General features: G+C 71.5%; 18 protein-coding genes. 9 read left to right on the top strand and 9 right to left on the bottom strand.

From position 1 onward, the window contains the following. The 4 genes from ACFQGL_RS11525 to ACFQGL_RS11510 form a co-directional block, all read right to left on the bottom strand. Nucleotides 1–2,254 (bottom strand): glycosyl hydrolase family 95 catalytic domain-containing protein (locus ACFQGL_RS11525; protein WP_377509742.1); only part of this gene is annotated, 2,254 nt, incomplete at its 3' end. Between the two features lie 81 nt (nucleotides 2,255–2,335). Further along, complete coding sequence (locus ACFQGL_RS11520) at nucleotides 2,336–4,102, bottom strand: alpha-galactosidase D (protein WP_377509739.1); 1,767 nt, start codon at nucleotides 4,100–4,102, stop codon at nucleotides 2,336–2,338. A 98-nt stretch (nucleotides 4,103–4,200) separates the two neighbouring features. Beyond that, nucleotides 4,201–5,367 carry an ROK family transcriptional regulator gene (locus tag ACFQGL_RS11515; RefSeq protein ID WP_377509736.1) on the bottom strand — a complete coding sequence of 389 codons (1,167 nt, stop codon included), beginning with the start codon at nucleotides 5,365–5,367 and terminating at the stop codon, nucleotides 4,201–4,203. Nucleotides 5,368–5,466: 99 nt separating this feature from the next. Further along, the gene (locus ACFQGL_RS11510) at nucleotides 5,467–6,483 is read right to left on the bottom strand and encodes an SEC-C domain-containing protein (protein ID WP_377509733.1); all 1,017 of its coding nucleotides are present in this window, start codon (nucleotides 6,481–6,483) and stop codon (nucleotides 5,467–5,469) included. A gap of 183 nt (nucleotides 6,484–6,666) precedes the next feature. On the opposite strand from ACFQGL_RS11510, the gene ACFQGL_RS11505 reads away from it, so the two are divergent. After that, complete coding sequence (locus ACFQGL_RS11505; protein WP_377509730.1) at nucleotides 6,667–8,751, top strand: phosphocholine-specific phospholipase C; 2,085 nt, start codon at nucleotides 6,667–6,669, stop codon at nucleotides 8,749–8,751. 78 nt (nucleotides 8,752–8,829) lie between these two features. Here the strand turns inward: ACFQGL_RS11505 and ACFQGL_RS11500 are convergent, their stop codons facing one another. Beyond that, nucleotides 8,830–9,666: an aldo/keto reductase gene (locus ACFQGL_RS11500; RefSeq protein ID WP_377509727.1), complete on the bottom strand. Its 837-nt coding sequence runs from the start codon at nucleotides 9,664–9,666 to the stop codon at nucleotides 8,830–8,832. Here ACFQGL_RS11500 and ACFQGL_RS11495 point away from each other — a divergent pair. Together ACFQGL_RS11495 and ACFQGL_RS11490 are read left to right on the top strand one after the other, a co-directional pair. Further along, a complete protein-coding gene (locus ACFQGL_RS11495; RefSeq protein WP_377509723.1) occupies nucleotides 9,665–10,117 on the top strand; it encodes a hypothetical protein in 453 nt (150 codons plus the stop codon). The genes ACFQGL_RS11500 and ACFQGL_RS11495 overlap by 2 nt on opposite strands. 32 nt (nucleotides 10,118–10,149) lie before the next feature. Continuing rightward, the gene (locus ACFQGL_RS11490) at nucleotides 10,150–10,587 is read left to right on the top strand and encodes a hypothetical protein (RefSeq protein ID WP_377509721.1); all 438 of its coding nucleotides are present in this window, start codon (nucleotides 10,150–10,152) and stop codon (nucleotides 10,585–10,587) included. A gap of 221 nt (nucleotides 10,588–10,808) precedes the next feature. Here the strand turns inward: ACFQGL_RS11490 and ACFQGL_RS11485 are convergent, their stop codons facing one another. Genes ACFQGL_RS11485 through ACFQGL_RS11475 form a run of 3 tightly spaced genes read right to left on the bottom strand, consistent with a single transcriptional unit; the run spans nucleotide 10,809 to nucleotide 14,152 of the window. Next, the gene (locus ACFQGL_RS11485; protein ID WP_377509718.1) at nucleotides 10,809–11,579 is read right to left on the bottom strand and encodes a hypothetical protein; all 771 of its coding nucleotides are present in this window, start codon (nucleotides 11,577–11,579) and stop codon (nucleotides 10,809–10,811) included. Between the two features lie 36 nt (nucleotides 11,580–11,615). Then, nucleotides 11,616–12,947 (bottom strand): HEXXH motif domain-containing protein, encoded by a 1,332-nt coding sequence (locus ACFQGL_RS11480; protein WP_377509715.1) that lies wholly within the window; start codon nucleotides 12,945–12,947, stop codon nucleotides 11,616–11,618. Continuing rightward, nucleotides 12,944–14,152 (bottom strand): FxsB family cyclophane-forming radical SAM/SPASM peptide maturase, encoded by a 1,209-nt coding sequence (locus ACFQGL_RS11475; protein ID WP_377509712.1) that lies wholly within the window; start codon nucleotides 14,150–14,152, stop codon nucleotides 12,944–12,946. The genes ACFQGL_RS11480 and ACFQGL_RS11475 overlap by 4 nt, the downstream gene beginning before the upstream one ends. Nucleotides 14,153–14,421: 269 nt before the next feature. On the opposite strand from ACFQGL_RS11475, the gene fxsA reads away from it, so the two are divergent. From fxsA to ACFQGL_RS11455, 4 genes are all read left to right on the top strand, one after another. Next, a complete protein-coding gene (gene fxsA, locus ACFQGL_RS11470; RefSeq protein ID WP_377509708.1) occupies nucleotides 14,422–14,604 on the top strand; it encodes an FxSxx-COOH cyclophane-containing RiPP peptide in 183 nt (60 codons plus the stop codon). A 57-nt stretch (nucleotides 14,605–14,661) separates the two neighbouring features. Continuing rightward, on the top strand, nucleotides 14,662–18,504 hold the full coding sequence (gene fxsT / locus ACFQGL_RS11465; protein ID WP_377509705.1) for an FxSxx-COOH system tetratricopeptide repeat protein: 3,843 nt from the start codon (nucleotides 14,662–14,664) through the stop codon (nucleotides 18,502–18,504). A gap of 12 nt (nucleotides 18,505–18,516) precedes the next feature. After that, nucleotides 18,517–19,518, top strand: a complete 1,002-nt coding sequence (locus ACFQGL_RS11460; RefSeq protein WP_377509702.1) for a hypothetical protein — start codon at nucleotides 18,517–18,519, stop codon at nucleotides 19,516–19,518. A 99-nt stretch (nucleotides 19,519–19,617) separates the two neighbouring features. Next, entirely contained in the window at nucleotides 19,618–20,799 is a 1,182-nt protein-coding gene (locus ACFQGL_RS11455; protein ID WP_377509699.1) for a hypothetical protein, read from the top strand. 16 nt (nucleotides 20,800–20,815) lie between these two features. Here ACFQGL_RS11455 and ACFQGL_RS11450 read toward each other — a convergent pair whose 3' ends face one another. Next, complete coding sequence (locus ACFQGL_RS11450) at nucleotides 20,816–22,987, bottom strand: AAA family ATPase (protein ID WP_377509696.1); 2,172 nt, start codon at nucleotides 22,985–22,987, stop codon at nucleotides 20,816–20,818. A gap of 349 nt (nucleotides 22,988–23,336) precedes the next feature. On the opposite strand from ACFQGL_RS11450, the gene ACFQGL_RS11445 reads away from it, so the two are divergent. Continuing rightward, nucleotides 23,337–25,220, top strand: coding sequence for a RyR domain-containing protein (locus ACFQGL_RS11445; protein ID WP_377509693.1), 1,884 nt, complete (start codon nucleotides 23,337–23,339; stop codon nucleotides 25,218–25,220). After that, a complete protein-coding gene (locus ACFQGL_RS11440; RefSeq protein WP_377509690.1) occupies nucleotides 25,220–25,732 on the top strand; it encodes a hypothetical protein in 513 nt (170 codons plus the stop codon). Before ACFQGL_RS11445 ends, ACFQGL_RS11440 begins: the two co-directional genes overlap by 1 nt. The last annotated feature ends 126 nt before the right edge of the window (nucleotides 25,733–25,858 follow it).

Genomic DNA, 25,858 nt, shown 5'->3' with positions numbered 1-25,858 from the left:
CCCCCCGGCGGCACCCGGACGGGGCGCCCGCCCAGGCGGCGGGCAGGGCGGGCAGCAGCTCGACGTGGCCCGGTCGGGAGTAGACCAGCATCTCGACGATCGCGGCGGGGGTGCCGAGGTTGGCGTCGATCTGGAAGATGCCCCGGCCGGGGTTCGTCTCGTAGATGTCGAAGAGGTTCATCGCGGTGCCGTTGCTGCCGTTCGACGACGGCTTCAGGTTGTTGACGACCAGCTGGTACGCCTTCTCCGCGTCCTTCAGCCGGGCCCAGCACAGGCTCCGCCAGGCGTTGGCCCAGCCGAAGCTGTTCATGCCGCGGGCGGTGAGCAGCGCGGTCGCGCCGGCGACGATCTCCTTGGGGGTGGAGTCGTCGGGGCGGATCCGGTCACCGGGGAAGAGCCCGATCAGGGGGGAGAGGTGCCGGTGGGTGGTCTCACCGAGGTTGTCGGGTGACATCCACTCCTGCAGCCAGCCGGAGGTGGGGCTGACCTCGGGCAGGTAGAGGCGCTTGCGCAGACCGTCGATGGTCGCCGCGTAGCCGGCGTCCCGACCGAGTACCCGCGTCGCGGTGTGGTAGTTCTCGAACAGGTTCCACACCAACTCCTGCGAGTAGGTGTTGCCCCTGGTGTCCTGCGGGCCGTGCTCGGCCGACCAGTCGCTGTCGGCGACCAGGACCTCGCGCGAGGCACCCGACGCGTCGGTGACGGTCAGGGTGATCAGCCGGCTCTCCCAGAACTCCACGGCGCCCTTGAGAACCGGGTAGACCTTGGCCAGGTAGGCGCGGTCCTGGGTGTACTCGTAGTGCTCGAACAGGTTCTGGCAGAGCCACGCGTTGCCGCTCGGGTGCCACCACCAGCCGCTCCCGCCGTACGGGTTGGTGGAGTAGGCGACCGCCCATCCGGCGATCTTGCCGCTGGAGTTGCGGAACCGGTTGGTCGGGGTGTTGAACAGCCGCTGGGTGACCTCGGTCCAGACCGGCAACTGCGCGACGCAGTAGTCCGCGTAGGCGTCGAACGTGTCGGTGAGGCCCGCCCGGTCGGCCAGCCAGTAGCTCATCTGGATGTTGACGTCGCTGTGGTAGTCGCCCATCCAGTCCGGGTCGTTGCCGTCCAGCCACGGGCCCTGCAGGCCGATCGGCAGGCTGCCCCGCGAGCCGGAGATCAGCAGATAACGACCGAACTGCAGGTACGCGGCCTCAAGTTCCGGGTCGGGGACGTTGTCCCGCCAGCGCGCCTGCGTCCGCTCCCAGGTGTCCAGTTCGCGCTGGACCGGGGAGGACGGGCCGAGGTCGATGGCGAACTGCTCGAACGCCGGGCGGAAGTCGGCGACGTGGGTGTGCAGCAGGTCGCGTACCGACTCACGGGCCGCGGCCAGGACCTTGGTCCGGGCCAGGCGCTCGGGCTGCGCGGACGGGTTGCGGAACCCGGCGGACGCGTCGGGGGAGTAGTTGGTGCCGCCGCTGACGACGACGGTCACCTCCCGGCAGCCGGTGAAACTGATCGACGTGCCGCTGACCGCGACCTTGCCGGTGCTGCTGTAGGCGGTGACGGCGGCACCGTAGCGCAGCCCGTTGGCGAAGGAGGCGCCGAACGACGCGTACCGGCCCGCGCTGTTGGCGGTGGTGGTCTCGCCGTGGGTGCCGGCCAGCGAGACCGTGCCGGTGTAGTCGCCACGGCCCTCCTGGGAGAAGTGCAGCACGATCACGTCGTCGGGGCGGCTGGCGAAGATCTGCCGCCGGTATGTCACGCCGCCGATGTCGTACGTGCTGCCGACCAGGCCCTGCGCCAGGTCGAGGGTACGGCGGTAGTTGTCGACGGCCGCGAGGTCGTGACCGGGGATGTCGACGGTGAGCGTGGCGAGCAGGGTCAGCGAGCCGAAGTCGTCCCGGCCGTAGGGGAACTGGCCGTCGCTCTGCAGGGTGTCGTTGCGACCGCCGGTCCACAGCGTGGCGTCGGTGATCGTCAGATGTTCCTGGGCGGGGTCGTTGCTCGCGAGCGCACCGAGGCGGCCGTTGCCGACCGGCAGGCCCTGCTCGATCATCGAGTTCGGGGAGCCGGGCGCCTGCCACCAGAGCTGGTTCTTCGTGGCGGCGTCCCCGCTGAGCAGGGGGGACCCGGTGGGACGCCGGGGTGCCGCCGAGGCGGCGAAGGTGGGCAGGCCGGCGAAGGCGGTGGCCGCGCCGGTGGCGGCGGCCAGCGCGAGGAAGCCTCGGCGGCTCGGGCGGATGTCGCGCGGTTCGGTGTTCCGGTTGTCCATGTCGGGTGCTCCAACCTGGGGGATCGACGGATGCGCGGGCCGACGCGGCCCGGCGGGAGCGCCGGGCCGCGTCGGGGTACGTCAGAGGGTCTGCGGTACGTCGATCTTGTCGATGTCCGGGGCGTACCAGGTGCCGCTGTCGAACGTGATGGTGTTGACGCCCTTCTTGAGGGCCAGTTGGACGCTCACGGTCTCGGCCGTTCCCCAGTCGCCGGTGGACGGGAACTTCAGGTAGGTGCCGTTGCCGTTGTTGGAGAAGACGGTCACCGAGCGCGGGTCGCCGCTGACGTACGCGACGGCGACGGTGTAGATGCCGTCCTTCTGCACGGTGATGTCGTTGAACTGGACCTTGCCCCCGACGTAGAGGTTGCCCACCTTCTTGCCGCCGGAGCATGCGTCGCATCCGGCGATCGAGGCGTTGCCGCTCACGGTGTTGGCCGGGGACTCCGCCTCGTAGCCGGTGCTGGCCAGCGGGGTGCCGGGCCGGACGGTGAACAGCCGCGAGCCGTGCGCGGGCAGCGTGGCCGTGATCTTGTTCTTGGTCGCCCCGAGGTTCCTGCCGTTCCACACGTCGCGGACCGACGCGTTGCCGGTGAAGCCGAAGGACGCCCAGTGGGCGGTGACCGACGCTGGTGCGTCGCCGAGGTTGAACAGGGCGACCGTGTAGCTGCCGTCCGGGTTCTTCGCCCCCCAGACCTGCTGGTCGCCGACCGGGGTGACCGGCCGGGCCGGCGCGCCGCCGTTCTGGTCGATGGCGATGACCTCACGGTTGGTCAGCAGGGACAGCCCGTACTCGTCGAGGCGGGTGACGTCGTCCCCGGTGTACAGCGGCGACTTCGAGATGGCCCATAGGGTCGCGTACGACTGCCGCTCGGCCTTGGTGAGGCCGTCCATCTCGCCGTTGCCCACGTTCAGCGAGTCGAGGTCGTTCCAGCCGCCGGGCCCGGCCTTGCGGCTCCAGGCCGGCGCGTCGTCGAACCGGTCGTCGACCGAGTTCTCCCAGCTGACCAGGGTGTTGCAGTAGCACTCGACGTCGGTGTCGATCCGCCAACCGTTGGAGTACCGCTTCCAGTCGGCGGCGTGGTTGATGTCGAGGGACCAGGAGAGTTCGAGGTGGATCGGGCGGCCGGTGGCGGCGATGGCCTTCTGCCAGGCGGCCACGTCGGCGACGTTGTCGTAGTTGTCACCGGACTTGAACGAGCCCGGGCCGACGCCGTCGAGCTTGAGGAAGTCGTATCCCCAGTCGGCGAAGAGTTGCGCCTGGGAGTCGATGTACTTCTGGGCGCACGGGTTGTCAAAATTGATCTTGTATGCGCTGTCCCAGCCGTTGGTGGTGCGCAGGTCCGGGTAGACGATGTCCGCGGTGGTGCAGCCGGACGCGTTCCAGATCGGCGCGGCGCCGTTGGCGTACGCCTCCTTCTCGAGCCCGACGGGCAGGTAGATGCCGGGCTTCAGGCCCTTGGCGTGGATGTGGTCGGCGACGGCCTTCATGCCGCTGGGAAAGCGCACCGGGTCGGGCGTCTGCCGGGCGTACTGGTCGAACTTCGGCACCCACGCATTGTCGCGCCACCAGCCGGCGTCGATGTTCACGTACTCGTAGCCGTACGCCTTGAGCTTGGCGGCGACGGCGTCGGCCTGCTTCAGGACGTTCGCCTCGGTGAGATAGCTGTAGTCGCCGTTCGGGTTCAGGCCCGGGTACTTCGACGACTGCATGCTCCAGCTGGTCCACCCCATGAAGGGGCGCTCCGCGACGGCGGCGGTGGCCGCTGCCGGGTCGGCGGCCTTGGCCGGGGCGGCCGACGCCGGGGCGGCGCCCACGCCGAGGAGCGCGGCCAACGTCGCGGCCACGAGGGGTACGCCGGTTCGGCGTCGGCCGGGCCTTCTCTGGGATCTCGTTGGTGACGGCATGGTCAACCTCCTGGTGGCACGGTGGGGTCGTGAGGGGGTCAGGGGACGACGAGCGACTGAATGCTGACCGCGGCCGCGCCGCGGGCCCACTCCTCGAAGGGCAGCGGACGGATGGACAGGGGACACCGCGCGGCAGCGCCGAAGGCCTGGCGCTCGAAGCTCGTGCGGATGTGCGTGTCGAACAGGTCGTAGGCGGCCAACCCCTCGCCGGACACGACGATCCGGGTCGGCCCGACGAGGTTCGCGACGGCGGCGATGCCGCAGCCGATCGCGCTGCCGGCCCGGGTGAAGACCGCGCGGACCTCCTCGTGGCCGCAGCGTGCCAGGGCGACCGCCTCGTCGATGGTCAGGTCGGGGCGGCCGGTGTGGTCCCGGGCCTGCGCCACGATGGCGTCGGTGCCGGCGATCGCCTCGACGCAGCCACGGCCACCGCAGTGGCAGTCCGGGCCGGTGGCGTCCACGGCGAGGTGGCCGATCTCGCCGGCCACGCCGTACGAGCCGGAGACGAGTCGACCGTTGACGACCAGGCCGCAGCCGATGCCGGTGCCCACGGTGACCAGGGCGAACGAGTCCGCGCGGACCCCCTCGCCGAACCAGTGTTCGGCGGCGGTCAGTGCCTTGACGTCGTTCTCCACCGTGACGGCGAAGCCGGTGCGCTCAGCCGCGAGCCGGCCCAGCGGAACGTCCCGCCAGTGCAGGAACGGCGAGTAGCGGACCAGGCCGGTGGTGCGGTCGACGTCGCCGGAGAGGGCGAGCCCGAGTCGACGGACCCGGGTCCGGTCACCGGAGAAGGCGATGAGCAGGTCATCGGCGAGCCGGCCGACCTCGGTGAGGACGGCCTCGACGTCCGGGTCGGTCAGCGGCCGGCGGGCGGTGGTCCGTACCTGCGCGCGGAGGTCGCAGACCACGCCGATCAACTCGTCGGCGGTGATCTTCACACCGAGAAAGAACTCCCGGTCGGCACGGACGGCCAGCGGGCTCGCCGGGCGTCCGGCACCCGGTCCGGTGCGCTCGGTGGCGGCCAGCTCGTGCAGGTAACCCAGGTCGATGAGCGGCCGGGCGGCCTTGGTGACGGCGGCCGAGGAGAGCCCGAGCCGGCGCGCGAGGCTGACCCGACTCACCGGCCCCTCGGTCAACACCGCCGCGAACACCGCCGTCGCCGCCGGCGATCCGGCCGGCGAACCCGTGTCGCTCCCGAGAAACATGCACGAAATCTAAGGCGAATAATTAACTTCTTCAAGTATTGATTCTGCTCAGCGTCCCGCTCTACAGTCGACCGCACGGCCCCGCCGGCGGGGCTGTCCTCAGCTGCGCGAACGTGGCAGACAGTCCTTCTTGTACTTCAGACCCGAGCCGCACCAGCAGGCGTCGTTGCGCTCCGGCGGCCAGGCAATCCGCGCGTTGGGTCGGGTCGACAGCTCGCGCGCGTACCCGGCCCGGATCTCCGGATCGCCCGGAGCGCCGTTGCGCCGATCAGCGAAGCCGACCAGCCCGTCCACCGTCGCGGAGAGCACGCCCAACCCGCTCTGGCCGGCGCCCGTCAGTCGGACCAGCTCCTTCTCCAGGCGGGCACGGTGCGCGTCCCAGTCCGGCCCGTACGTCTCGGTCAGCGCGGCCTGCTCGGCGAGGAGACGGTCGAACTCGGGCCGGGGCCAGAACAGCAGCTCCGACTCGGCGCCCTGCGGCGCCTGTGCCCGGCGGACGAGCTGATTCTCCAGCCGATCCGCCAGATCGTCGTTTCGGTCGTGCGGCAGGTTGAGATTCCGACGGACACGGTGCCGCTGTTGCAGCGCGAAGAAGAGGACACCGGGCGCGTCCGGCGGCCCGACCTCGGGTTCGACGTCGGCGGCGGCGCGGTCGCCGACCAGCGTGTCGACCGCCTCGCTCAGCCACTGCTCGGCGGTCGACGAGCGACCGCCGACCTCCAGCGCCGCGCTCAGGTACGCCGGGGCGTCGGGACGGCTCAGCAGCAGCGGGCGCAGCGCGGTCAGCTCCGCCACCGCCTCGTCCTCCCGACCGCCGAGCCGGAACAGCACCCGGGCCCGCAGCGCACGGGCGAGCCCGGCCCGATCGTCGTCGGCGGACGGGTACGCCGCCACGGCCAGCTCCGCGTACCGGAGGGCGGCGTCCAGTTTCGTCCGGATCTCGGCGATCTCGGCGGCCAGGGTCAGCGCGTCACCGGCGTCCTCCGGGTTCGCCAGCCGGCCCTTCTCCACCGCGTCGGCCAGCTCGGCGGCGACACCGAGCGGATTGGCCATCCCGAGCGCGGAGCGGCGAAGTTCGGCGAGGTCAGCGCTGGTGAGTACATCTTTCGTCGGCACGATCTCACGGTACGTCGGGGTGCTCCCGGTGTGCCGGCAGATCACCGGTATCGCCGACCTCGCGGTTTCCGGCGCTCAGCGCCCGTCGTTGAGAGGTTGCACAACCATCGAATCGCGGCCACCTGCTGTCAACCCCCCGTCGATAGCGTCCGGTCGCCAGTATCTGCGACAAAAGGGTGAGCTATGGGCACGGTGGATCGCCGTACGTTCCTCAAGGCGATGGGAGTCCCCGCGATCGGAGCGGCGCTTCCGTTGGACCTCAGCAAAGCGCTCGCTATCCCGGCCAACAACCGGACGGGCTCGATCAACGATGTCGAGCACGTCATCATCCTGATGCAGGAGAACCGCTCCTTCGACCACTACTTCGGCACCATGCGTGGCGTACGCGGCTTCGCGGACCCGCATCCGGCGACACTGCCGTCCGGCAAGGACGTGTGGCACCAGCCCGACGGCGCCGACGAGCTGCTGCCGTTCCGGCCCCCGGTGAAGGATCTCGGCCAGACCTTCCTGCCGGACCCGCCGCACGGCTGGAACGACGGGCACGCCGCCTGGAACGACGGTCGGTTCGACCAGTGGGTGCCGAACAAGGGCGTCACGTCGATGACCTACCACACCCGTCAGGACCTGCCCTACCACTACGCGCTCGCCGACGCCTTCACGGTCTGCGACAGCTACCACTGCTCGCTGATGGGGCCGACGGACCCCAACCGCTACCACATGTGGACCGGCTGGGTCGGCAACGACGGCAAGGCCGGCGGCCCGGTCATCACCAACGCCGAGGCCGGTTACGACTGGTCGACGTACCCGGAGCGGCTGGAGCGCAACGGCATCTCCTGGAAGATCTACCAGGACGTCGGCACCGGCCTCAACGCCGCCGGTTCGTGGGGTTGGACGAACGACCCGTACATCGGCAACTACGGCGACAACTCGCTGCTCTACTTCCACCAGTACCAGAACGCGCAGCCCGGTACGCCCCTGGCGGACAAGGCCAAGACCGGCACCGAGGTCCGCACCAAGGGCCGCAGCCCGGAGGAGTTGCTGGCCGACTTCCGGGCCGACGTCGAGGGTGGACGACTGCCCGAGGTCTCCTGGATCTGCGCGCCCGAGGCGTACACCGAGCACCCGAACTGGGAGCCCGCCTACGGCTCCTGGTACATCTCGCAGGTCATCGACATCCTCGCCGCGAACCCCGAGGTGTGGAGCAAGATGGCGCTCTTCATCACGTACGACGAGGAGGGCGGCTTCTTCGACCACGTGGTCCCGCCAACGCCGCCGCAGACGCCCGCCCACGGGCAGTCGACCGTACCGACGACCAACGAGATCTTCCCGGGCGACGCCGACCACCCGGCCGGCCCGTACGGCCTCGGCATCCGGGTACCGATGATCATCGTCTCGCCCTGGACCCGGGGTGGTTACGTCAACTCGCAGGTGTTCGACCACACCTCGCTGATCAAGTTCCTGGAGGCCCGCTTCGGACACGGCCGCCAGGACCTGGTCGAATCCAACATCACCCCGTGGCGGCGTGCCGTCGTCGGTGACCTGACCACGGCCTTCGACTTCCGGCACCCGAACCGGACCCGGGACGTCAGGCTGCCGGAGACCGACGACTTCAAGCCCGAGGACCTGGTCCGGCACCCCGACGAGGTACCGGTGCCGCCGCAGGACCAGCGCCTGCCGAAGCAGGAGCGCGGCGTACGCCCGGCGCGGGCGATCCCGTACACCCTGCACGCCGACGGACGCGCCAGCGACGACTCGTTCCGGATCGACTTCCGTAACTCCGGTGGCGTCGCCGCGGTCTTCCAGGTGCGCCAGGCCGGCAGTGCCGACGCGCCCCGCAGCTACACCGTCGAGCCGGGCAAGCACCTCACGGACACCTGGGCCGTCGAGTCCGGCTACGACCTGTCGGTCCACGGTCCGAACGGGTTCTACCGCCAGTTCACGGACGGCACGTCGAACCGGCACTCGACGAACCTCGCCGTCACCCCCTCGTACGACGAGCGGGACTACAAGGTCGTCCTCGAACTGCGCAACCGTGGGTCCAAGCGGATCGAGGTGACCGTCCGGGACGGGTACAACTCCCGCCCGGTGAAGGTGTCGCTGCGCCCCGGTGAATCCGAGCGCGCCCACTGGTCGCTCACCCGCAGCCGCGGCTGGTACGACCTGACCCTCACCGTCGCCGGCGACGCCGACTTCGCGTACCGGTACGCCGGCCACGTCGAGAACGGCAAGGACAGCATCAGCGACCCGTCGCTCGGCGGGCTCGTCTAGTCGATCACGCGTCACCCGGGCCAGTGCCGGCCCGGGTGACGCGACGACCCGGGGGTTCCGGACCGGCGCGGTGACCGGTCAGAACTCCTCGTACACCGCCGGGTCCTGGTCCGCGAGGCGCCCGTCGGGGCGGCCCAGCGCCGTGATGGCCTCGACCTCGCCGTCGGTGAGCTCGATGCCGAAGACGTTCGCGTTCTCCAGCTGCCGCTGCGGAGAGGCGGCCTTGGGCAGCGGAATCACCTGGCGGGCCACGTGCCAGGCGAGGATGGCCTGCGCCGCGCTGATGCCGTGGGCGTTCGCGATCTCCACGATGACGGGGTGCTGCTGCAGGTCGTTGCCACGGCCGAGCGGGCTCCAGCCCTGCACGAGGATCCCGTGCGCCCGGTGGTAGTCGATCGCCTCCTGCTGCGGGAAGTACGGATGCACCTCGATCTGGTTGACCACCGGAGCGACCCCGGTCTCGGCCACCAGCCGGTCGATGTGCTCGGGCAGGAAGTTGGAGAGGCCGATGTGCTTGACCAGACCGCGCTCGCGGGCCTCGATCAGCGCCCGCCACGCCTGCACGTACAGGTCGACCTTGGGGTTCGGCCAGTGGATCAGGTACAGGTCGATCCGGTCGAGGCCGGTACGGAACACACTCTCCTCGATCGTGGTCAGCGCCTCGTCGAAGCGGTGGTGTCGTCCCGGCAGCTTCGAGGTGACGACCAACTCGTCCCGTACGCCGCCCGCCGAACGGGCGGCCCGGCCCACCGCGCCCTCGTTCTCGTAGTTGACCGCCGAGTCGAGCAGCCGGTAGCCCGCCCGGATCGCCTGACCGATCGCGTCGACACCCGCCGAGCCGCTCAGTCGGTACGTGCCGAGCCCGATCGCCGGCAACGTGGTGCCGTCGGCTGCCTTCAGGTGAGGGATCGCCATGGTTGGACCCTACCCGCACGAGCTGCGCGCCGACGGAGGCTCGATGCTGAACCCTCGCGGTTACCGGGTGATCGCCCGCTCTGTCGTGGGCTCGCCGGTCAACAGCGGGTCGGTACGCCGCTCGCTTTCGGGCAGATCCATCGCCAGCACAGACGCCGCTTCCGGAATCATCGCCGGGGCAGCTTCAGCCTCGATGCGGGAGGCCAAGGAAGTGGGGTCTAACGCAGCCGGTGACGCCGCCGACGCGGCACGCAAGGCGATCCCCGGTCCGGCCGGCAAGATTCCACTCAAGCCGCCACACCCGAGACACAACCTCGACAGCATCCGGCCAAAGAACCTCAGTGACATGGAGAAGGCCAAGGCCGCAATGGCCCGTAATCCGTTCCTGACCGAGGCGGCGCAAGCTCGGGCCCTGGACGTGTTTCGTCACCACAAAAGCTATCGGGGGTGAGCGTGTTGTACCAGATCCACTTTGAGAAGGAGTTGCCCGCCGACGCGCTGCGTCGGTTTCTGCAGCAGGATTACGGCATTGCTCCCGGTGCCCTGTACGTCGGTCGGATCGAGGACCGGGCAGTGGACGATCCACGTCCAATCGCCATGTTCACCCCGCCCGACGAAGACGAGGGTTTCGGGTGGGTGCTTACCGGTGACACCGAGCTCGCCGACGCCACCGGGCACAACGAGCGGGATCTCGCCATCGTCCTGGCCCGCACCTTCGGGGTGCGGGCGCTGGTTGACGATGGCAGCATCCACCCCGATCGGTGGTTGCTGGTCAGCACGGATGGCAGCAGCGGGCGCGTCACCACCGACGAGGACGCCGCCGCCGATGGAGATCTCCGCATCGTGAACGCGCTGGAGCCGATCACCGGGGAACCGCAACTTGCCGTGGTACCGCCGCCGGAGTGGGCTCGCGACTGGTGATCACCCCTCCCATGTCATCTCGGTGGCCGCCCGAGTCTGAACAAGCGCGGGCGATGAGCAGTATCCATGGGGACGCTGGCCAGCTAGGGCTGGCCTGCGTCACGGCATGATCGCGCACGATCCTGGATGTAGTGGTCACGCCGCAGGTGCGAGGGGACTACATCCAGGATCGAGCGCGATCATGACAGGATCGAGCGCGATCATGGACGGATCGAGCGTGATCAGCTGGCGCCGTTCGAGCGCTGGATCAGGTGCTGCACCCACTTGTCGAACTTGCTGCTGGCGCCGCCGAGGAGGGCGGACAGGTCCTGCTCGGTCACCAGCCCGCGGTCGGTCAACGCCACGACCAGGCTGCGCAGCCGCCGGTGGTCGTCCGCCTCCGAGGGCCCGACGGGACCGCCGGTGCCCAGGTGCCGTTGCAGGTCCTGGAGCATGTCCATCATCTGCGGCAGCGTCTCGATGATCTGCGACAGGCCGGTCTCGTGCGGGTTCGACGAGCCGCGCAGGTCCTGCAGGGTCAGCGCGACCGACATCGGGGTGACGATGTCGGCGTCCTCGGTCATCGAGTCGATGGCCCGGCCGAGCTGCTCCTTGGCCGAGTTGACGCTGTCCAGGTCGGTGTGGTCGACCAGGATCGTGCGCATCCCCTGCACGTCGAAGGGGAGCTGTTGTTCCTTCGCCATCAGCTGCACGAACGGCTTACGCAGCGCGTGGCGCACGGCCAGCTCGTAGAAGACGTTGGCGTTCTGGTCGGTGAGGTCGGCGACGACCAGGTCGTTCTGGATGATCCGGTCGAGCACCTGCGAGGTGATGAGACCGGCGCGTTCGATCTCGTCACCCCGGATCGCCTGGTAGCCCCGGGCCTCGACGACCGGGCGGATGACGTAGTTGAGGATCTGGTCGCTGCGCCGGCGGATCGGGGAACCCTCCTGACCGATCGGAGCGATCACGAAGCATTCACGGCGAGTGGCCTGTTCGCTACCGTCCACCATGCGGCACAGCGTAAAGGAGATCGGGGAGCATCGGTGTCACGCCTGTCGGGCCTCCGACCGCTTTCGGTCCCATCGGGCCCGGTGCGCGGCGAGCAGCCGCCCGGCTTCGGCCGCCGCCTCCGGGACCACCGGTTCCCGGGCCCAGCGGTCCAGGACCGGCGCCATGCCGTCGACCAGACGCCGGCCGACCGTGGTCAGTCGTGGCTGCGCGGTCAGCACCCGGACGGTCTCCCCGGCGGCTCGGGTCCACCGACAGAACTCCACCTCGGCGTGCTGGCGGGCCACCGGGCTCCGCTCCACCAGCCGCTGCCGGCGCCAGAATCCGGCCACCCCGAGGTGGGCGTAAGCGCCGTGCAGGAGGCCGTCCAGCGGTCGGGGGTCGGGCCGCCACGGCGCGTAGAACAACTCCTGCGGACCGGGCTCGACCAGCGGGAAGAGGTCGGTCAGTGCGGCCAGTTTCAGGTGCTGGATCTCGTGGGCCAGCGTGACCGCCGCCGAGCGGGAACTCGGCGGCAGCGACATCGCCACCGAGCCGAAGGCGTGGTGGAACGTGCCGCTGCGGACTCCGGCCCGGGGCGCGGCGAGCGGTACCAGCGCGCTGAGCGCCGCCGACACCTCCTCGGCGACTGCCCGGTGCTCCTCGGCGAGCAGGCGCCACGCCCCGCGTAGTCGGTGCTGCCACCGGCCGGGGTCGGTGACGGGCCCGGCGATCGGGTGGGCACCGTCCTCGACCGTCATCGGCACGTGCTGCCAGGTCCCGGAGTCCAGCAGCAGCCGCAGCGCGAGACCGCCGTGGGTGGCCCGCAGTTCGGGGAACGGACGCCACCGGTAGTCGGGCGGGCGGTCGTACCCGATCTCGATCCGGTCGCCCGCGCAGCGCACCTCCGCGCGCCCGCCGGCGCACCGCACCCGGGCCCGGGTCGCCCTGGGGTCGACCCGCAGGGTGCCGAGGCCGGGTAGGTCCAGCCGACCCGGCGTGCTCGGGTCGAGCGGCACGTCCAGGTCGGCGTCCGCGCGGGCCCGGACCGCCGCGGCCGCCGCCACCGCCGCGAGCAGACCGGGGTACGCCGCGTGGCCGCCGCGGCGCAGCAGCGACGCGGTGCCGAAGGCCCAGGCGGCCACCGGTGGATGGCCCAGCGCCGCCTGGCGCTGCTCGCGGCCCAGCCGGCCCATCATCTGGTACGCGGCCTCGACCGCCGCCCGGTCCGGATGGTCCATCCGGTGGGTGAGGACGACCAGGGCGCGCACCAGCAGCAGGTTCTTGCTGTGCTGGGCGGACCGGAGCAGCTCGACGGCGGCCGGCCCGCCCCGACCCGTGGCGAGGTCGTCGAGGACTCGTCGCGGCAGCCGGTGCCCGGCCGGCGTCACCGTGCCGCTCCCCGCAGCGCCTCCACGTCCCGGCGGACGGTCCGGCGGATGTGACCGATCAGCCGGTACAGGTCGGCGCAGTACACCGACGGGTTGTCGAAGCCGCTGTCGGCACGCCAGCGGTGCGTGTAGAGGCCGCCACCGCAGACTCGGTGCAGGTCGCAGGCGCGGCACTCGGCGCAGAGCCCGGCCACCCCGGCCTGCTGGGCCCGGACGCCGGGCTGGTCGAGGGCGGAGTCGAAGGCGTCCCGGCTGACGTGCAGGCCGGTGTGGCCGGCTCCGGCGTGGGCGGCGCCGAGCGTGTCGTCCATCTCGATCGCCCCGTCGGTCTCCACCACGGCGACGGCGACCGGGCTGACTCCCACTCCGGCCAGGCGGGAGGAACCGCCGAGCAACAGTTGAATGATCTCGTCGAAGAAGCGGACCCGGGTCCGCTGTGCGCCGTCGGCGTACCACTCGTCGAAGACGGCGATCAGCCAGTCCGCGTACGGAGTCTGCCCCGGGTCGGGTGTGCGGCCGGCGGGCGGGGCCGACCAGGTGCCGTGCGGCAGCAGGAAGTCCACCACCGGTGGCCGGTGGGTCAGCAGGCTGCGGTAGGTGGTGACCGGGTCGTTGCGCAGGTCGATGGTGCAGAGCAGCCCGTTGAACAGCCTCGGGTACGACCCGGTCAGCCGGTGCAGCCCGGCCTGGACCCGATCGTGGCTGCCCCGCCCGTCCGGGCCCCGCCGGTGCCGGTCGTGTGCCGCGCGGTCCCCGTCGAGGCTGACGCTGACGCCGACGTCGAGCTTGTCGAACAGCCGCAGGAACGAGTCGTCCAGCCGGACCCCGTTGGTCTGTACGGTCACCCGCGCCGGCACCGGGGCGGCTCCGCGCCGCAACAGCTCGACCGCCCTTTCGACGCCGGCTACTCCGGCCAGCAGCGGCTCCCCGCCGTGAAGGATGATGCTCACCCGCTGCAGCCCGTGCCGGCGGGCGTGCTCGCCGATCCGTTCTCCGGTGCGCGCCAGCGTCGTCGTCGACATCGAGCGGGGCCGGGACCGCCAGCGCTGGTCGGCCATCGTGTAGACGTAGCAGTAGTCACAGGCCAGGTCACAACGACTGTGCAGCTTGACCACGAACTGTCGGAAGGGGACCGGTCGCCCCGGCGACCGTGAGCGGGCCGATGCGCCGCGCAACGGCCGGTGGCCGCCAACGGGTCCGGACATCAGACGCTCCGCCGTCCTGTCGGTCGCCGAACAGGCCACCTGCCAGAGTGGAGCATACATCGACGAATGGCGTTCCGCGTGCCGCCGCCGACCGGCCGGTGCGGGAGTGGCCCCGTCGTACCTGGTCCGACCGCCGTCCGGGTGTCGGCTCAGGGTGCGGCGCACGGTTATCATGAGCACACTCAGCGGATCTGGCCACCGGTCAATGTCTGGCCCGGCGGTAGGGCGGACCGGGCGCGGCGCGACACGGAGACAGGCGGTGGTCGGTGATGGACACCGGAGAGGACGACTTCCGTTCGGAGCTGATCGACCTCGCCGAACTGGACCTCGCCGAGCTGGACGTGCTGCCGAGCACCGTCCTCATAGCCGCGCTGCAACGACTCGATCGTCGCAGCGCCGCCCCCGGCGACCAGTACGCCGGCTTTGAAAGCGCCCTCGATGGCGACGACTGACCCCACGGGCACGGCGGCGCGAGCCGGCGGCCCGAACGCCCGCGCCGGGGGAGAGCTATGAACATCAGCAGGGATGAGACACCGGGTGGCGCCACGATCGTCTCGTTCGTGTCACCGGCCGACGACACCGGGCGGAGCAGCGCGGTGGCCAACGTCGCCTGGATCCTCGCCGGCAACGGTCGACGGGTGCTCGCCGTCGACTGGTGCCCGAAGACCCCTCGGGTCTACGACTTTCTGCGCTCGTTCCAGGTGGACGCCATTTCGGCGGTCAAGGAGCTCGGCGACGACCTCGCCACCGTGCTCACCCCCGCGGCGGACGGGCCGCCGGCCCCACCCACGACGGTGATCGCGCCGGCCGCGCCCGAGCAGGGCACGCTCTACTGGTACACGGTGGCCGGCTCGACCGCCCGGTTCGCCATGGTCGGTCTCGGCGCCACCGCCGACGGTCTGCCCACCGACGATGCCGGGCGGGTCCGACAACTGCTCAAGCAGACCGACTACGACTACGTCCTGATCGACACCCCGGTGGATCTGAACGCGCCGGGGATCACCCACTGTGCGGTGCTCAGCGACGTCGCGGTGGTCTGCATGCCACCCCGCCGCCCGGCGGTGCAGCAGGCGGCCGGGCTCGCCGAGGAGTTGCAGCAGCGGGCCACCGGTGGGATCCGCGTGCTCGCCGCGCCCACCCTGCACGAGGGTCCGGAGCCGTGGCGCGGCGAGTCCCGCGACTACGTACGCCAGGCTTTCGCCCGGCTGCTGGACAGGCCGGCCGGCGACTCCGCCGGACCCGCGACGACGGGCATCGTCGAGATCCCGGACCGCAACTACGACACCTTCGACGACGTACTGGCCGTGCTCGCCGACGAGCCCGACGACGAGACCAGCCCGTTGGCGGCGTACGAGCGGATCGTGGAGTGGATCACGGCAGGCGAGATCAACCGGGCGGCCTCCGTACCCAAGCGGATCCGCAATCGCTACCGGCGCGGGGTGCTCCTGGAGCCGGCCGAGAGCCCCGGCGAGCTCGCCGTGGCGTACGACCCGGTCGACCGGCCGTGGGCGGACTGGATCGGCGGGCAACTGCGCCGCACCACCGGTGTCCGGCCCCACCTGTGGGCGGTACGCCCCGGCGCGGCACCCGACTTCGGGTCGGACGCCACCGTGCTGGCGGTCCTCTCCCCGGCCCTGGCGGACACGGCCGGGACGGACCTGGCCGGGCTGCATCCGGGTGCGGCCGACCCGGGTGGGGAGATGCTCGGTGTCCTGGTGGCCGGTGATCCGTGGCCGGAGCGGTTCGACGCCGAGAAGATGATCGACCTGCGGAACGCCGACGCGGTCCGGGCACAGTCGCTGCTGCTCAGCCAGCTGGGTCTGATCGCCCCGGCCCAACCGGCCAGCGACCTGCGCAAGGTTCCGCGCTTCCCGGGTGACCTCGACCGGCGGCAGCGGTTCAACGTGCCGCCGCGCAACCCGTCCTTCGTCGGCCGGGACGACTACCTGGAGAAGATTCGCGACCACGTCACCAGCCAGGACGGTCCGGTGACCCTCACCGGCGGCGCGGGGGTCGGCAAGAGCGAGCTGGCCCGGGAGTTCGCCCACCGCTTCGCGTACGACTACGACGTGGTCTGGTGGATCCCCGCCCAGGATCGGGAGACCGTCCAGGCCGGGCTCGGCGCGCTCGCCGCCGAGATCAAGGCGGTGGACAGCACCGGGGCGGCGGAGGCCGCGCTCGAGGCGCTCACCGCGCCCGGCGGCCCGTTCCAACGCTGGTTGCTGATCTACGACAACGCCGACGACGCCGACGTGCTGACCGGCCTGCGACCCCGCGACGGCGTCGGTCACGTGCTGATCACCTCCCGGGATGACGGCTCCTCCGGGCTGCCCTCTCCGCTGGAGCTCGCCGCCTTCACCGGCGACGAGAGCGTCGCGATGCTGCGCCGTGTGCTCGGCATCGGCACCGACGACGCCCGGTCGATCGCGGTGGCCCTGGAGCACCTGCCGCTGGCCCTGCGGCTGGCCACCGCCTGGATGCGCCAGCGCGCCGTCCGTCTGGAGCGCGGCGGCGTGCCCAGCCTGGAGGCGGTGGGCCAGAGCGTCCGGGAGTTGCTGGCCGCGCTGGCGGGGCAGTCCGACCAGGACGCCGGCGAGTGGATCCCCGGATCGCACACCACCAGCGTGGCCCGGGTCCTGCGGATCACGCTGGAGACGCTGCGCGCCACCCCCTACGGCGAGCTGGCCATCCGGCTGGCCGAGCTCAGCGCCTTCCTCTCCCCGGAGGGCATCGGGCTGCCGCTGCTGCGTTCCACCCCGATGCTGACCCAGCTCGCCGCCGCGTCCGGCACGGACGTCGACGAGCTGCTGCTCGACGCCAGCGACATCGACCTGGTGCTCACCGTCGGCGCCCGCTTCGCGCTCTACGACATCGACTGGGGAAACGGCGCGGCACTGCGGATGCACCGCGCCATCCAGGTCCTGCTCCGGGAGGGCAGCCCCGAGCCGGAGCGCCAGGACCGGCACCGGCAGGTCCTGCACGGGCTGGCCGGCTACGCCCCGACCGACCCGGAGGCCGACGCCAACCGCTACGCCGACGTCTTCGACGAGCTGCAACGACACCTCGTGCCCTCCGGGGCGCTGGAGTTCGACGACCTGCGCGTACGCCACTGGGTCGTGAAGCAGGTCCGCCACATGTACCTCTCCAACGACAGTGATGTCTGGCGTTCCGCGCTGCAGTTGGCCTCGGCGGCGTGCGAGCGGTGGGACAACCGCGACGAGCTCGACCAGTTGACCATGCGGCTCTTCGTGCAGACCGCGAATCTGTACCGGGCGCTGGGCAACCACCAGGAGGCGTTGCGGCTGGACGAGCGCGTGCTCGCCGAGCAGCGCGGCCGCTACGGCCTGCACCACTCCCGTACCCTGATCGCCGGTCGCGGTCGCGGCGGTGACCTGCGCGGCCTGGGCCGGTTCGAGGATGCCCTGGTCGAGGACCAGGCCACGTTCGAGGGCTTCCGGGAGGTGGTCGGCAACGACCACCCCAACACCCGGATGGCGGTGAACAACCTCGGAATCTCCTTCCTGCTCACCGGCGACGCCGCGGAGGCCCTCCGGCTGGCCCGCTCGGAGCGGGACCGCCGGATGCTGCTGTTCGGCCCGGAGGACCCGCGTACCTGGCGAGCGTCGTGCCAGGTCGGCACCTGTGAGCGGGAGGTCGGCGAGTACAAGCGGTCGCTGGCCACGCTGCGGGAGGCGCTCGCCCGCATCCACGAGCTGCCCACCGCGAGCCTCCTCGACGAATTGCGGGTGCACCGCAGCCTCGCCGTCACCGAGCGCCGCCTCGGCCTGACCATCCCGGCCAAGAAGCGCAGCACCGAGACGTTCCGCGGTTACGTCGAGCACCTCGGTGAGGACCACCCGCTCACCCGGGGCAGCCTGCTCAGCCTGGCAGCCGACTACTACCGGGCCGGCGACGCCGGGATCGCCGTCAAGCACGCCATGCGCTGCCTGCGCGGCTACGAGCGCAAGCTGGCGCAGGGGCACCCCTTCACCGCGATCTGCTCGGTCAACCTGGGCCTGTTCCAGCGCGGCATGGGGGAGTTCGACCAGGCCGCCTGGTACGGCGATCGCGGCCTGCGTTCGCTGCGGGCGCAGCTTGGCGACGTGCACCCGTGGACGCTGGCGGCGATGACCTGCCAGGCCGGCCACCTGGCCATTCGCGGAGAACTCGACGGCGCGCTGCAGATCCAGGAGGAGGCGTACGCGAACGCCCGGCGGTACCTCGGCCGCAGTCACCCGGTCACCGAGGACGCCGCCGCGAACCTCGACGCGATCCGGAAGCTGCGGGCCGGGACCCCGGGTGCCGGCACCGCGGCGCTGACCGATACCGACATCGACGTTCCGCATGGCTGAGGGAGTGAACAGGTGACGGATCCGGAGCTGCAGGACGCCCTGGTCGAGGAGACGGCCGAACAGGACGTCCCGGGTTTCCTCAAGAAGCGGGACCTCTGCCGGGACCTGCTGCTCAGCGGCAACGGCGTCTACCACATCGCCCACTACACCACCGGGGTCCTCGACTTCGCGTTGGACCTGTTCGGCCACCCGTCGGCCTCGCCGGACGGCGACGAGTCCGATTCCCCGGAACGCCGCGAGGTGCACCGCCGAGTCGGTGCCCAACTGGTATATCGGGTCAGCGAGCTGCACCGCCGGCTGGGGGAGTTGCACACCGGGGCGTTGATCCGGACGGTCGTGCAGACCGGCTCGGGTCTCGTCTTCTGCAACACGGGGGTCGCCAACGAGCATGTGGTCGGCTTCGCCGCCGTACCCGGGGCGACCGCCGAGCCGGTGGCCGACCCGGGCCAGGTCAGCGCGGTCGACCGGGCCGCCGCGCAGCTCGCCACCGACCTGCGCCGGCTGGTGCGGCAACGGTCGCAGAACCCCGGCGGCTGGGAGACCGACGTGAGCGGCGACCTGACACCGGCCCTGCCGTCGGGGGAGGCACTCCCGCACCAACTGACCGGCCCGCCCACGCCCGACGAGGTCCTCACGGCGGCGCTGCGCCCCGCCGGCCTGCACTACCTCAGTTACCACCGGCTGGGCGAAGAGGTGGCGGCCGTCGACATCCTCGAGCATTCCGAGTTGGATTCGTTCTTCAACCGGGGGGTCACGGTGGCCGACCGGCGGGACCGCTATCAGCGGCTCGCCGGCGACCTGTCGCTGCTGGCCCTGCAGGTGGGTCGGGACCTGCGCCGGGCCGTCGCCGGGGACGTGGCCAGGCTGGTCCTGGACGTGGAGATGGGCGCGGTCTACTACTACCGGCTCTCCCTGGACGACTACCTGGTCGGCGTCACCCTCAACCAGGACCTGGTCGCCCGCGCCGACGAGGAGATGGCGACGCTGGCCCGGCGGCTCACGGCGCCCGCCTGAATTGTCCCGAGGGCTCGCGCGCTTCGCGATTGAGGCGGTTGTCCGGCGCCGGTATCCTCACTTCGGATCAACCAGGATCAACGCGTCGGTTGGATGGCCGTGACCGTACTGGCGAGAACCGCGGCCGTGGTCGCCGCCGCCCTGGTCGGGCTGTCGGTGGCCTGGGCAGGCGACATCGATGGGCTCGAACGTGCCCCCGCGTACCTCCTGCTCGCCTCGGTCCTGCTGGCGGTGGGCCTGGTCGGAAGCACGCGGGACATCAGCCTCGCCGAGGTCCGCGCCCACCTGGGCACCGTGCTGCTGGCCGTCACCGTCGGCGTGGTCGTCAAGGCCGCGCTCATCGCCGGGGTGATGGTGCTGGCCTTCCGCGACCCGGCATACCTGGTCCTCGGCGTGGCCGTCGCCCAGATCGACCCGCTCGCGGTGGCCGCGATGAGCCGCCCGGACCGCACCTCCGCCCGGGCCCGCTCCATCCTGTCGATCTGGGCGTCCTTCGACGACCCGATCACCGTGCTGCTCACCGTCTACGTCTCCGCGTTCGCCCTGGACCTCAGCGGTGGCGACGGCGGCGCGCTCGCCGGGGCGATCAGCGACCGGCCACTCGACCTCCTGCTCGACCTGCTCGCGAACGTGGCCTTCGCCGCGGGCGCCTGGCTGCTGTGGCGGCTGCTGCGCGCCGCCGGGCTGCTGGAGGACGGGCCCCGCGCGGTCCGCCCCCGCGTCCGGTCGGCCCTCAACTGGCTGGCCGTGGCGTTGTTGATCGCGCTGGTTCTCTTGGCCGCCTGGCAGTTCCTCATGCTCGGCCTGGCGCTCGCCGGGCTCTTCTTCCGCCCCCGACTCGGCCCGGTCGTCGGTCGGTCCACCCAGGCGGCGTACCTGGTCGCCACCTTCCTGCTCGGGCTGCTGCTCGTGCACGGGGTCGACCTCGTCCCCGGGTTGGTGCTCGGCCTGGCGGCCGTGGCGGCCCAACTGGTGGTGTCGGTGCCGATCACCCGTGGGCTGCCCGCAGCCGACCGGCGTTACCTCGCCTGGGGGCAGCAGAACGGCATCACGGCGGTCATCCTCGCCCTCGTCCTCGAACGGGACTTCCCCGGCACGGTGGGGATCGTGGCGACCGCCATCGTGGTCATCAACGTCATCCACGCCCTGGCCACCGCGCTGCTCGACCGGCGTGGCCCCGGCGGTCCCGGAACGGCCGCGGCCCGGCCGGACGCCGACCCGCCCGGGCCGCCCCGGATGCGCGAGGTCCCGCCGGCCCGCACCCTGGAACCGGAGCGCTGAGCCCGACCGGCGACGCTCAGCCGGCCAGCAGTAGTTGGCGGACCCGCCCACCCAGCCCGTCGAAGACCGAGCGCGCCTCGGACCACGTACGCGACCGTTCGGCCGAATCGACCCCGTCCTCGCCGCCCGCGCCGGGAGCGGCCAGCCCGCTCAGAGTGTCCAACTGGAACAGCGGCAGGTATTCCGCGATCCCGTCGTAGGTCTCGCAGAGCAGATCCAACCGCTCCAGATCCGTCGACTGGGGGTTGGCGCGGTGGCCGTCGTACCACTGCTCGACCCCGTTTCGAAACGACTCGATCAACCGGCGGAGGACCACCGACGTGCCGACCGCCCGCTGCACGTCGCGGGAGCGCAGCAGCAACCGCAGCGCCTGCCCGCCGTCGGTGGGCCCGACGGTCGTCGCGCGGCGTGGAGCGAACGCGTCCCGCAGCCGGCGCTCGAAACCGGTGAGCTGGTCGAGTGCGGCGATGGCCTCGACGAACACCCGGGCCACCCGCCCCGGCAGCGGGGACAGCGCCTCCGGTGGCGCGTGCTGCCGCCCCGGCGTGACGGTGAGCCGCCCCGCGGAACCGGCCAAATCCTGGCGTAGGTCGCCGCGGATCTCGTCGAGCTGATAGGACAGTTGCTCGATGGTGCGCTGGGTGTTGCTCTGCTGCCGGTGGATCCGCTCGACCCGCTGCCGTACCGAGGTGAGCGCGTCCGCGCCGATCGCCTGCTCCAGCCGGCGCATCGAGGCCTTCACGCTGCCGGAGAGGTCCTCGGCGAACGACTGCGGCTCGTGGACGATCGGTTCGACGCTGAACGTGCCGGCGAGTTCCGCGGCGAACTCCGCGGGCAGGTGACCGACCACGACGAGGATCACCTCGCTGTCCGGGACCGCCGCCCGGATCGCGACGACGCGCCGATTCAGCTCGTCGACCTCCTCGGACTTGAGGACCGACTCGGTGAGCAGCACGCAGCAGCCGGCGTTGCGTTCCTCCAGCGGTATCCAGAAATCCACCGGCAGGTCACGCATCGACCCGACCAGATGATCTCGCTGGTACGACCAGCCGTCCTGGGTGAGGACCCGCCGCACGTCGGCGGCGACGTCCTGACGACTGGCCAGGTCGAACTGGACCCGGACCACCTCGCGGACCATGACGTGGGTGACCGGCGTACCCGCCTGGGCGGCGCGCTGGAAGAGGTGGTAGCAGAGTCGGACCACCCGCCTCGGCACCCCGTCGGCCAGGTTGGCCAGGTATTCGGTGGTCTCCACGGTGAACGGCGCGAGCCGCGCCGCGCCGAACGCTCGCAGCTGGGTCTGTCTGATGAAGGTGCGGACGTCCTCACCGCTCAGCGCGGACATCCGCACGATCGGCCCGATCCGCTGCCGTACCTCGGTGCTCAGCAGGTGGAGCATGTCGGGCAGCCCGGCGATCACCAGGAAGGCCCCGGCCGAGGTGAACACCCCGAGCAGCCGTTGCAGGCGGGCCATCGTCTCCTGCCCGGGCCGCCCGCCCGCGGTGAGGATCTTGTCCAGCTCGTCGAGGACCAGGACGAAACGCTCGTGCCGCCGGCCGTACAGCAGCGCCAGCACCCCCATCGCCTCGACGGCGGTGGCCTCCACGTCCGCGCTGGGGGCGACGCCAGCGGCGATCAGCGTCGGCCCCGGCGGGTTGCCCGACAACCAGTCCCAGGCGGCCGCCTCGGTCGCCGGATCGAGTAGCAGCGCCAACGCGGTGCCGAAGGCCGGATCGGTGGTGACCTCCGAGAGCTCCTCGCGCAGCCGCAGGACGAGCCGGTCCGTGGAGTCCGCCGAGGCGGGGGCCTCCGGGGCCGTTCGGTATCGGACCAGCAGGTCGCGTACCGCCTCGCGGGACAGTTGGGTGAGGAACCGCCGGTGCAGGGACAGGAAGGTGTCGCCCGGTGCGTCCAGGTAGGTCGCCCGGCCGGCGGCTCCGGTGACCCGCCGGGCATGGGCCAACAGCTCGACGGCGAGGTGGGTCTTGCCGGTGCCGTAGTCACCGACGACGGCGACGACGGCACCATCGCCGGTACGCAGGTAGTCGTCGAGATGGTCGGTCGCGTCCCGGATGGCGGCGGTGACGACGGTGCTCCCGCCCGTGCCCTGCTCGGTCACCCGGGCCACGGCGGTCGGCGAGAAGGGATTGACCGGGTCTGCCGCCGGTGGACCTCCGATTGCGTCCATCTCCCTGATCCTCCGGTAGCTCCGGCCTGGGCGCCAGGTGTGCGGTGGCCGACCCGAGGCCGACTCACTCGTGCGCCCCCTCCGGCCCGTCTTTGAATCGTAACCCTCGGTGGCCAGCGGAGGGGACCGGTCCCGCCCAGCGGGCGGTGGCGTTTCACCTGCGAAAAGGGCCGATCAGACGGGTGCCACTGGTCCGGTCGGATCGACTGCGTCGAATACGATGCAGGATGGCCCGGTCTGGCCCGTTCCCGGGGACCGTGTCGGCCTGTCGCGGCGCGGACGGTGGGCGTCGGGCCACCGGGCGGCCACACTGGTGCGACGGCGGTCCCGCGGACGAGGGAGTTGATCGATGACGGGTCCGGTCCCTGGTGCGTACCGCCCGGCCGGGCGGTCCCTGCGGGTGGTCTTCGCGGCGATCGGACTGCTCGCGCTGGTGCTCGGCTTCCTCGGATTCGAGCGGCTGCTGCTGGCCCGGCCTGGGACCGGCCACGACCTGTACGACGTGCTCTACTACGACCTCCAGCTCTTCGTACTCGGCGCCGAGCCGCTGCAGGAACCCGGGCCGTACCCGTGGCAGTTGCAGGTCGCCCGGTTCGCCGCCCCGCTGTTCACCCTGCTCGCGGTGGTGGAGGCCGGCCGGCTTCTGCTCGCCGCCGAGATCCGGCGGCTGCGCGCCCGCCGGGCCCGGGGGCACGCCGTGGTCTGCGGCGACTCCCAGTTCGCCCACATGCTCGCCGACCGGCTCTTCACCGAGGGTGAGCGGGTGGTCGTGGTACGCGCCGAGCCGTTCGGACCACTGGAGTACCGCCGACGCCGCTACCTCGGGGTCATCGGCGATCCGACCAGCTCGGAGGTGTTGCGTGGGGCCGGACTGCCGCAGGCGCACACGGTCTATGCCTGCTCTGACGACGACGACCGTAACCACGCGATCGCCAACGCGGCGAGCCGGCTGATCCAGGACCGGCGCCAACCGGCCCGGGTCTACGTGCAGGTCCACGACCCCGAGCTGTGCCTGGCCCTGCAGGCCCGACGGCTGGGTGCCGCCGGGTCCAGTCGGCTGCGCCTGGACTACTTCCACGTCGACGACGTCGCGGCCCGGGCCCTGCACCGGTACCACCCCCTGCCCTGGACCACGGGCAGACCGGTCCGCGTTCTCATCGCTGGTCGGGGCACCTTCCGTCGCGCCGCGCTCGTGGCCACCGCGCGGCACTGGCAGCTACGTCAGGCGCAAGCGGCGCCCGGGCAGCCGGTGCCACCCCTGCACGTCGCTCTGGTCGCGCCGGACGCCAGCGCTGAGCTGGCGCTCGCGGCCGCCCGCCATCCCTTCCTGCGTACGGCCTGCCAGGTGCGGCCGTACGACCTGGACCTTGAGGGCCTGGCCGACTCGGGGGTGCTGCGTGACGGGTACGACCGGCTCTACGTCTGCGCGCCGGACGAGCGCAACGGGCTCCAGCTGGCGCTGGACACCCCGGCGCTCTGGCAGCAGGCCGAGAGCAGCGTGTTCGTACCCGTGTATCGGCAGGCGGCCCTCGCCGCCGCTTTCCATGGCGACCGGCGGCACGACCTGCTCGACGAGGTGCACGGCCGCCTCCAGTTGTATCCGGTGCTGACCCGGGCCTGCGACGCCGAGTTGATCGCCGAGGACCTCACCGAGCGGCTGGCCCGGCAGATCCACGAGAAGTACCTCCAGTCGCAGGTCCGTGCCGGGGTGCGCCCGGGCGCCGCACCCGCCATGGTGGACTGGGCCTGGCTTCCCGAGTCGCTGCGCCGGGCCAACCGCGCGCACGTCCAGGACATCGCGGCCAAGCTGCTGAGCCTCGGCTGCGTGGTGGCACCCCGGCACGGCCCCACCGAGGGTGCCCCGGACACCGGTGCCGGCCGTGCCATCGACGACCGGATCGACGAACTCGCTCGGTTGGAGCACGAACGGTGGTGCCAGGAACGGCGGGGGGACGGCTGGGTGTACGGCGAGGTGCGGGACGACGTCCGCCGCCGGCACCCCGCGCTGCGGCCGTGGGACGAGCTGTCGCCGGACGTCCAGGAGACGAACCGGGACGAGATCCGGGCTCTGCCGCAGGTGCTGTCCGACGTGGGGTTCGAGATGATCCGGCTGGCCACCGACCCCGACGAGCCCGCCGACCGCACCGGCCCACCGGTGCCGCCGAGACAGACCGGCGGCCCGGACGGGTCCCCGCGTGCGCCGGGCGACGCGCCGGGGGAGAGGATCGGCTGATGATGTTGCACCCGCCGCCGGTCCGGGTGGGGATCACCGGGCACACCAACCTGACCCCCGCCACCGAGCGGCTCGTCTATGACGCGCTCCGTGCCGAGCTGCGACGGATCAGCGAGCGGCCGGTCCGCGGTGTCACCTGCCTGGCCGCCGGAGCCGACCAGATCTTCGCGCGGGCGGTGCTGGCCACCGGCGGCGCGTACGAGGTGATCCTGCCCGCTCCCGACTACCGTGACCAGGCGATTCCCCCGGCCGGTCGGGCCGCCTTCGACGAGTTGCTCGGCCAGGCGGCCGAGGTTGTCCACACCGGATGTCAGCACTCCGGCACGCCCGCCTACGTGGCCGCGAACCGGGAACTGCTGCACCGGGTGCACCGACTGGTGGCCGTCTGGGACGGAGAGCCCGGTTGCCATGAGGCGGCCACCGACCGCACTGTCGACCGGGCACGGCAGCGCCACATCTCGACCACCATCCTGTGGCCGCCGGGCGCACGACGGACGGCGACCGTCGGCTGACCTTCGGCTGATCGGATCGAGCCCGGCCCGATGTTTGTGGAATCACGCGTGACATGAGGTCTTGACTCTCGCGAAACATACGGCCACGATCTGACAACGTTGTCACGGAGGACTATCTGACAACGT

The sequence above is a fragment of the Micromonospora vulcania genome, assembly GCF_042658605.1.
GTDB classification, from domain to species: Bacteria; Actinomycetota; Actinomycetes; order Mycobacteriales; family Micromonosporaceae; genus Micromonospora; species Micromonospora vulcania.
The sequence above is the reverse complement of the archived record's forward strand: the minus strand, read 5'-3'. Positions and strand labels throughout refer to the sequence as shown.

What these genes read in the sequence shown, in the direction of transcription:
- ACFQGL_RS11485 (WP_377509718.1), bottom strand. Translation starts at nt 11,579, where the DNA reads ATGGTGGACGGTAGCGAACAGGCCACTCGCCGTGAATGCTTCGTGATC.
- ACFQGL_RS11475 (WP_377509712.1), bottom strand. Translation starts at nt 14,152, where the DNA reads ATGTCCGGACCCGTTGGCGGCCACCGGCCGTTGCGCGGCGCATCGGCC.
- ACFQGL_RS11450 (WP_377509696.1), bottom strand. Translation starts at nt 22,987, where the DNA reads ATGGACGCAATCGGAGGTCCACCGGCGGCAGACCCGGTCAATCCCTTC.
- fxsT (WP_377509705.1), top strand. Translation starts at nt 14,662, where the DNA reads ATGAACATCAGCAGGGATGAGACACCGGGTGGCGCCACGATCGTCTCG.
- ACFQGL_RS11500 (WP_377509727.1), bottom strand. Translation starts at nt 9,666, where the DNA reads ATGGCGATCCCTCACCTGAAGGCAGCCGACGGCACCACGTTGCCGGCG.
- ACFQGL_RS11515 (WP_377509736.1), bottom strand. Translation starts at nt 5,367, where the DNA reads ATGTTTCTCGGGAGCGACACGGGTTCGCCGGCCGGATCGCCGGCGGCG.
- ACFQGL_RS11495 (WP_377509723.1), top strand. Translation starts at nt 9,665, where the DNA reads ATGGTTGGACCCTACCCGCACGAGCTGCGCGCCGACGGAGGCTCGATG.
- ACFQGL_RS11445 (WP_377509693.1), top strand. Translation starts at nt 23,337, where the DNA reads ATGACGGGTCCGGTCCCTGGTGCGTACCGCCCGGCCGGGCGGTCCCTG.
- ACFQGL_RS11440 (WP_377509690.1), top strand. Translation starts at nt 25,220, where the DNA reads ATGATGTTGCACCCGCCGCCGGTCCGGGTGGGGATCACCGGGCACACC.
- ACFQGL_RS11505 (WP_377509730.1), top strand. Translation starts at nt 6,667, where the DNA reads ATGGGCACGGTGGATCGCCGTACGTTCCTCAAGGCGATGGGAGTCCCC.
- fxsA (WP_377509708.1), top strand. Translation starts at nt 14,422, where the DNA reads ATGGACACCGGAGAGGACGACTTCCGTTCGGAGCTGATCGACCTCGCC.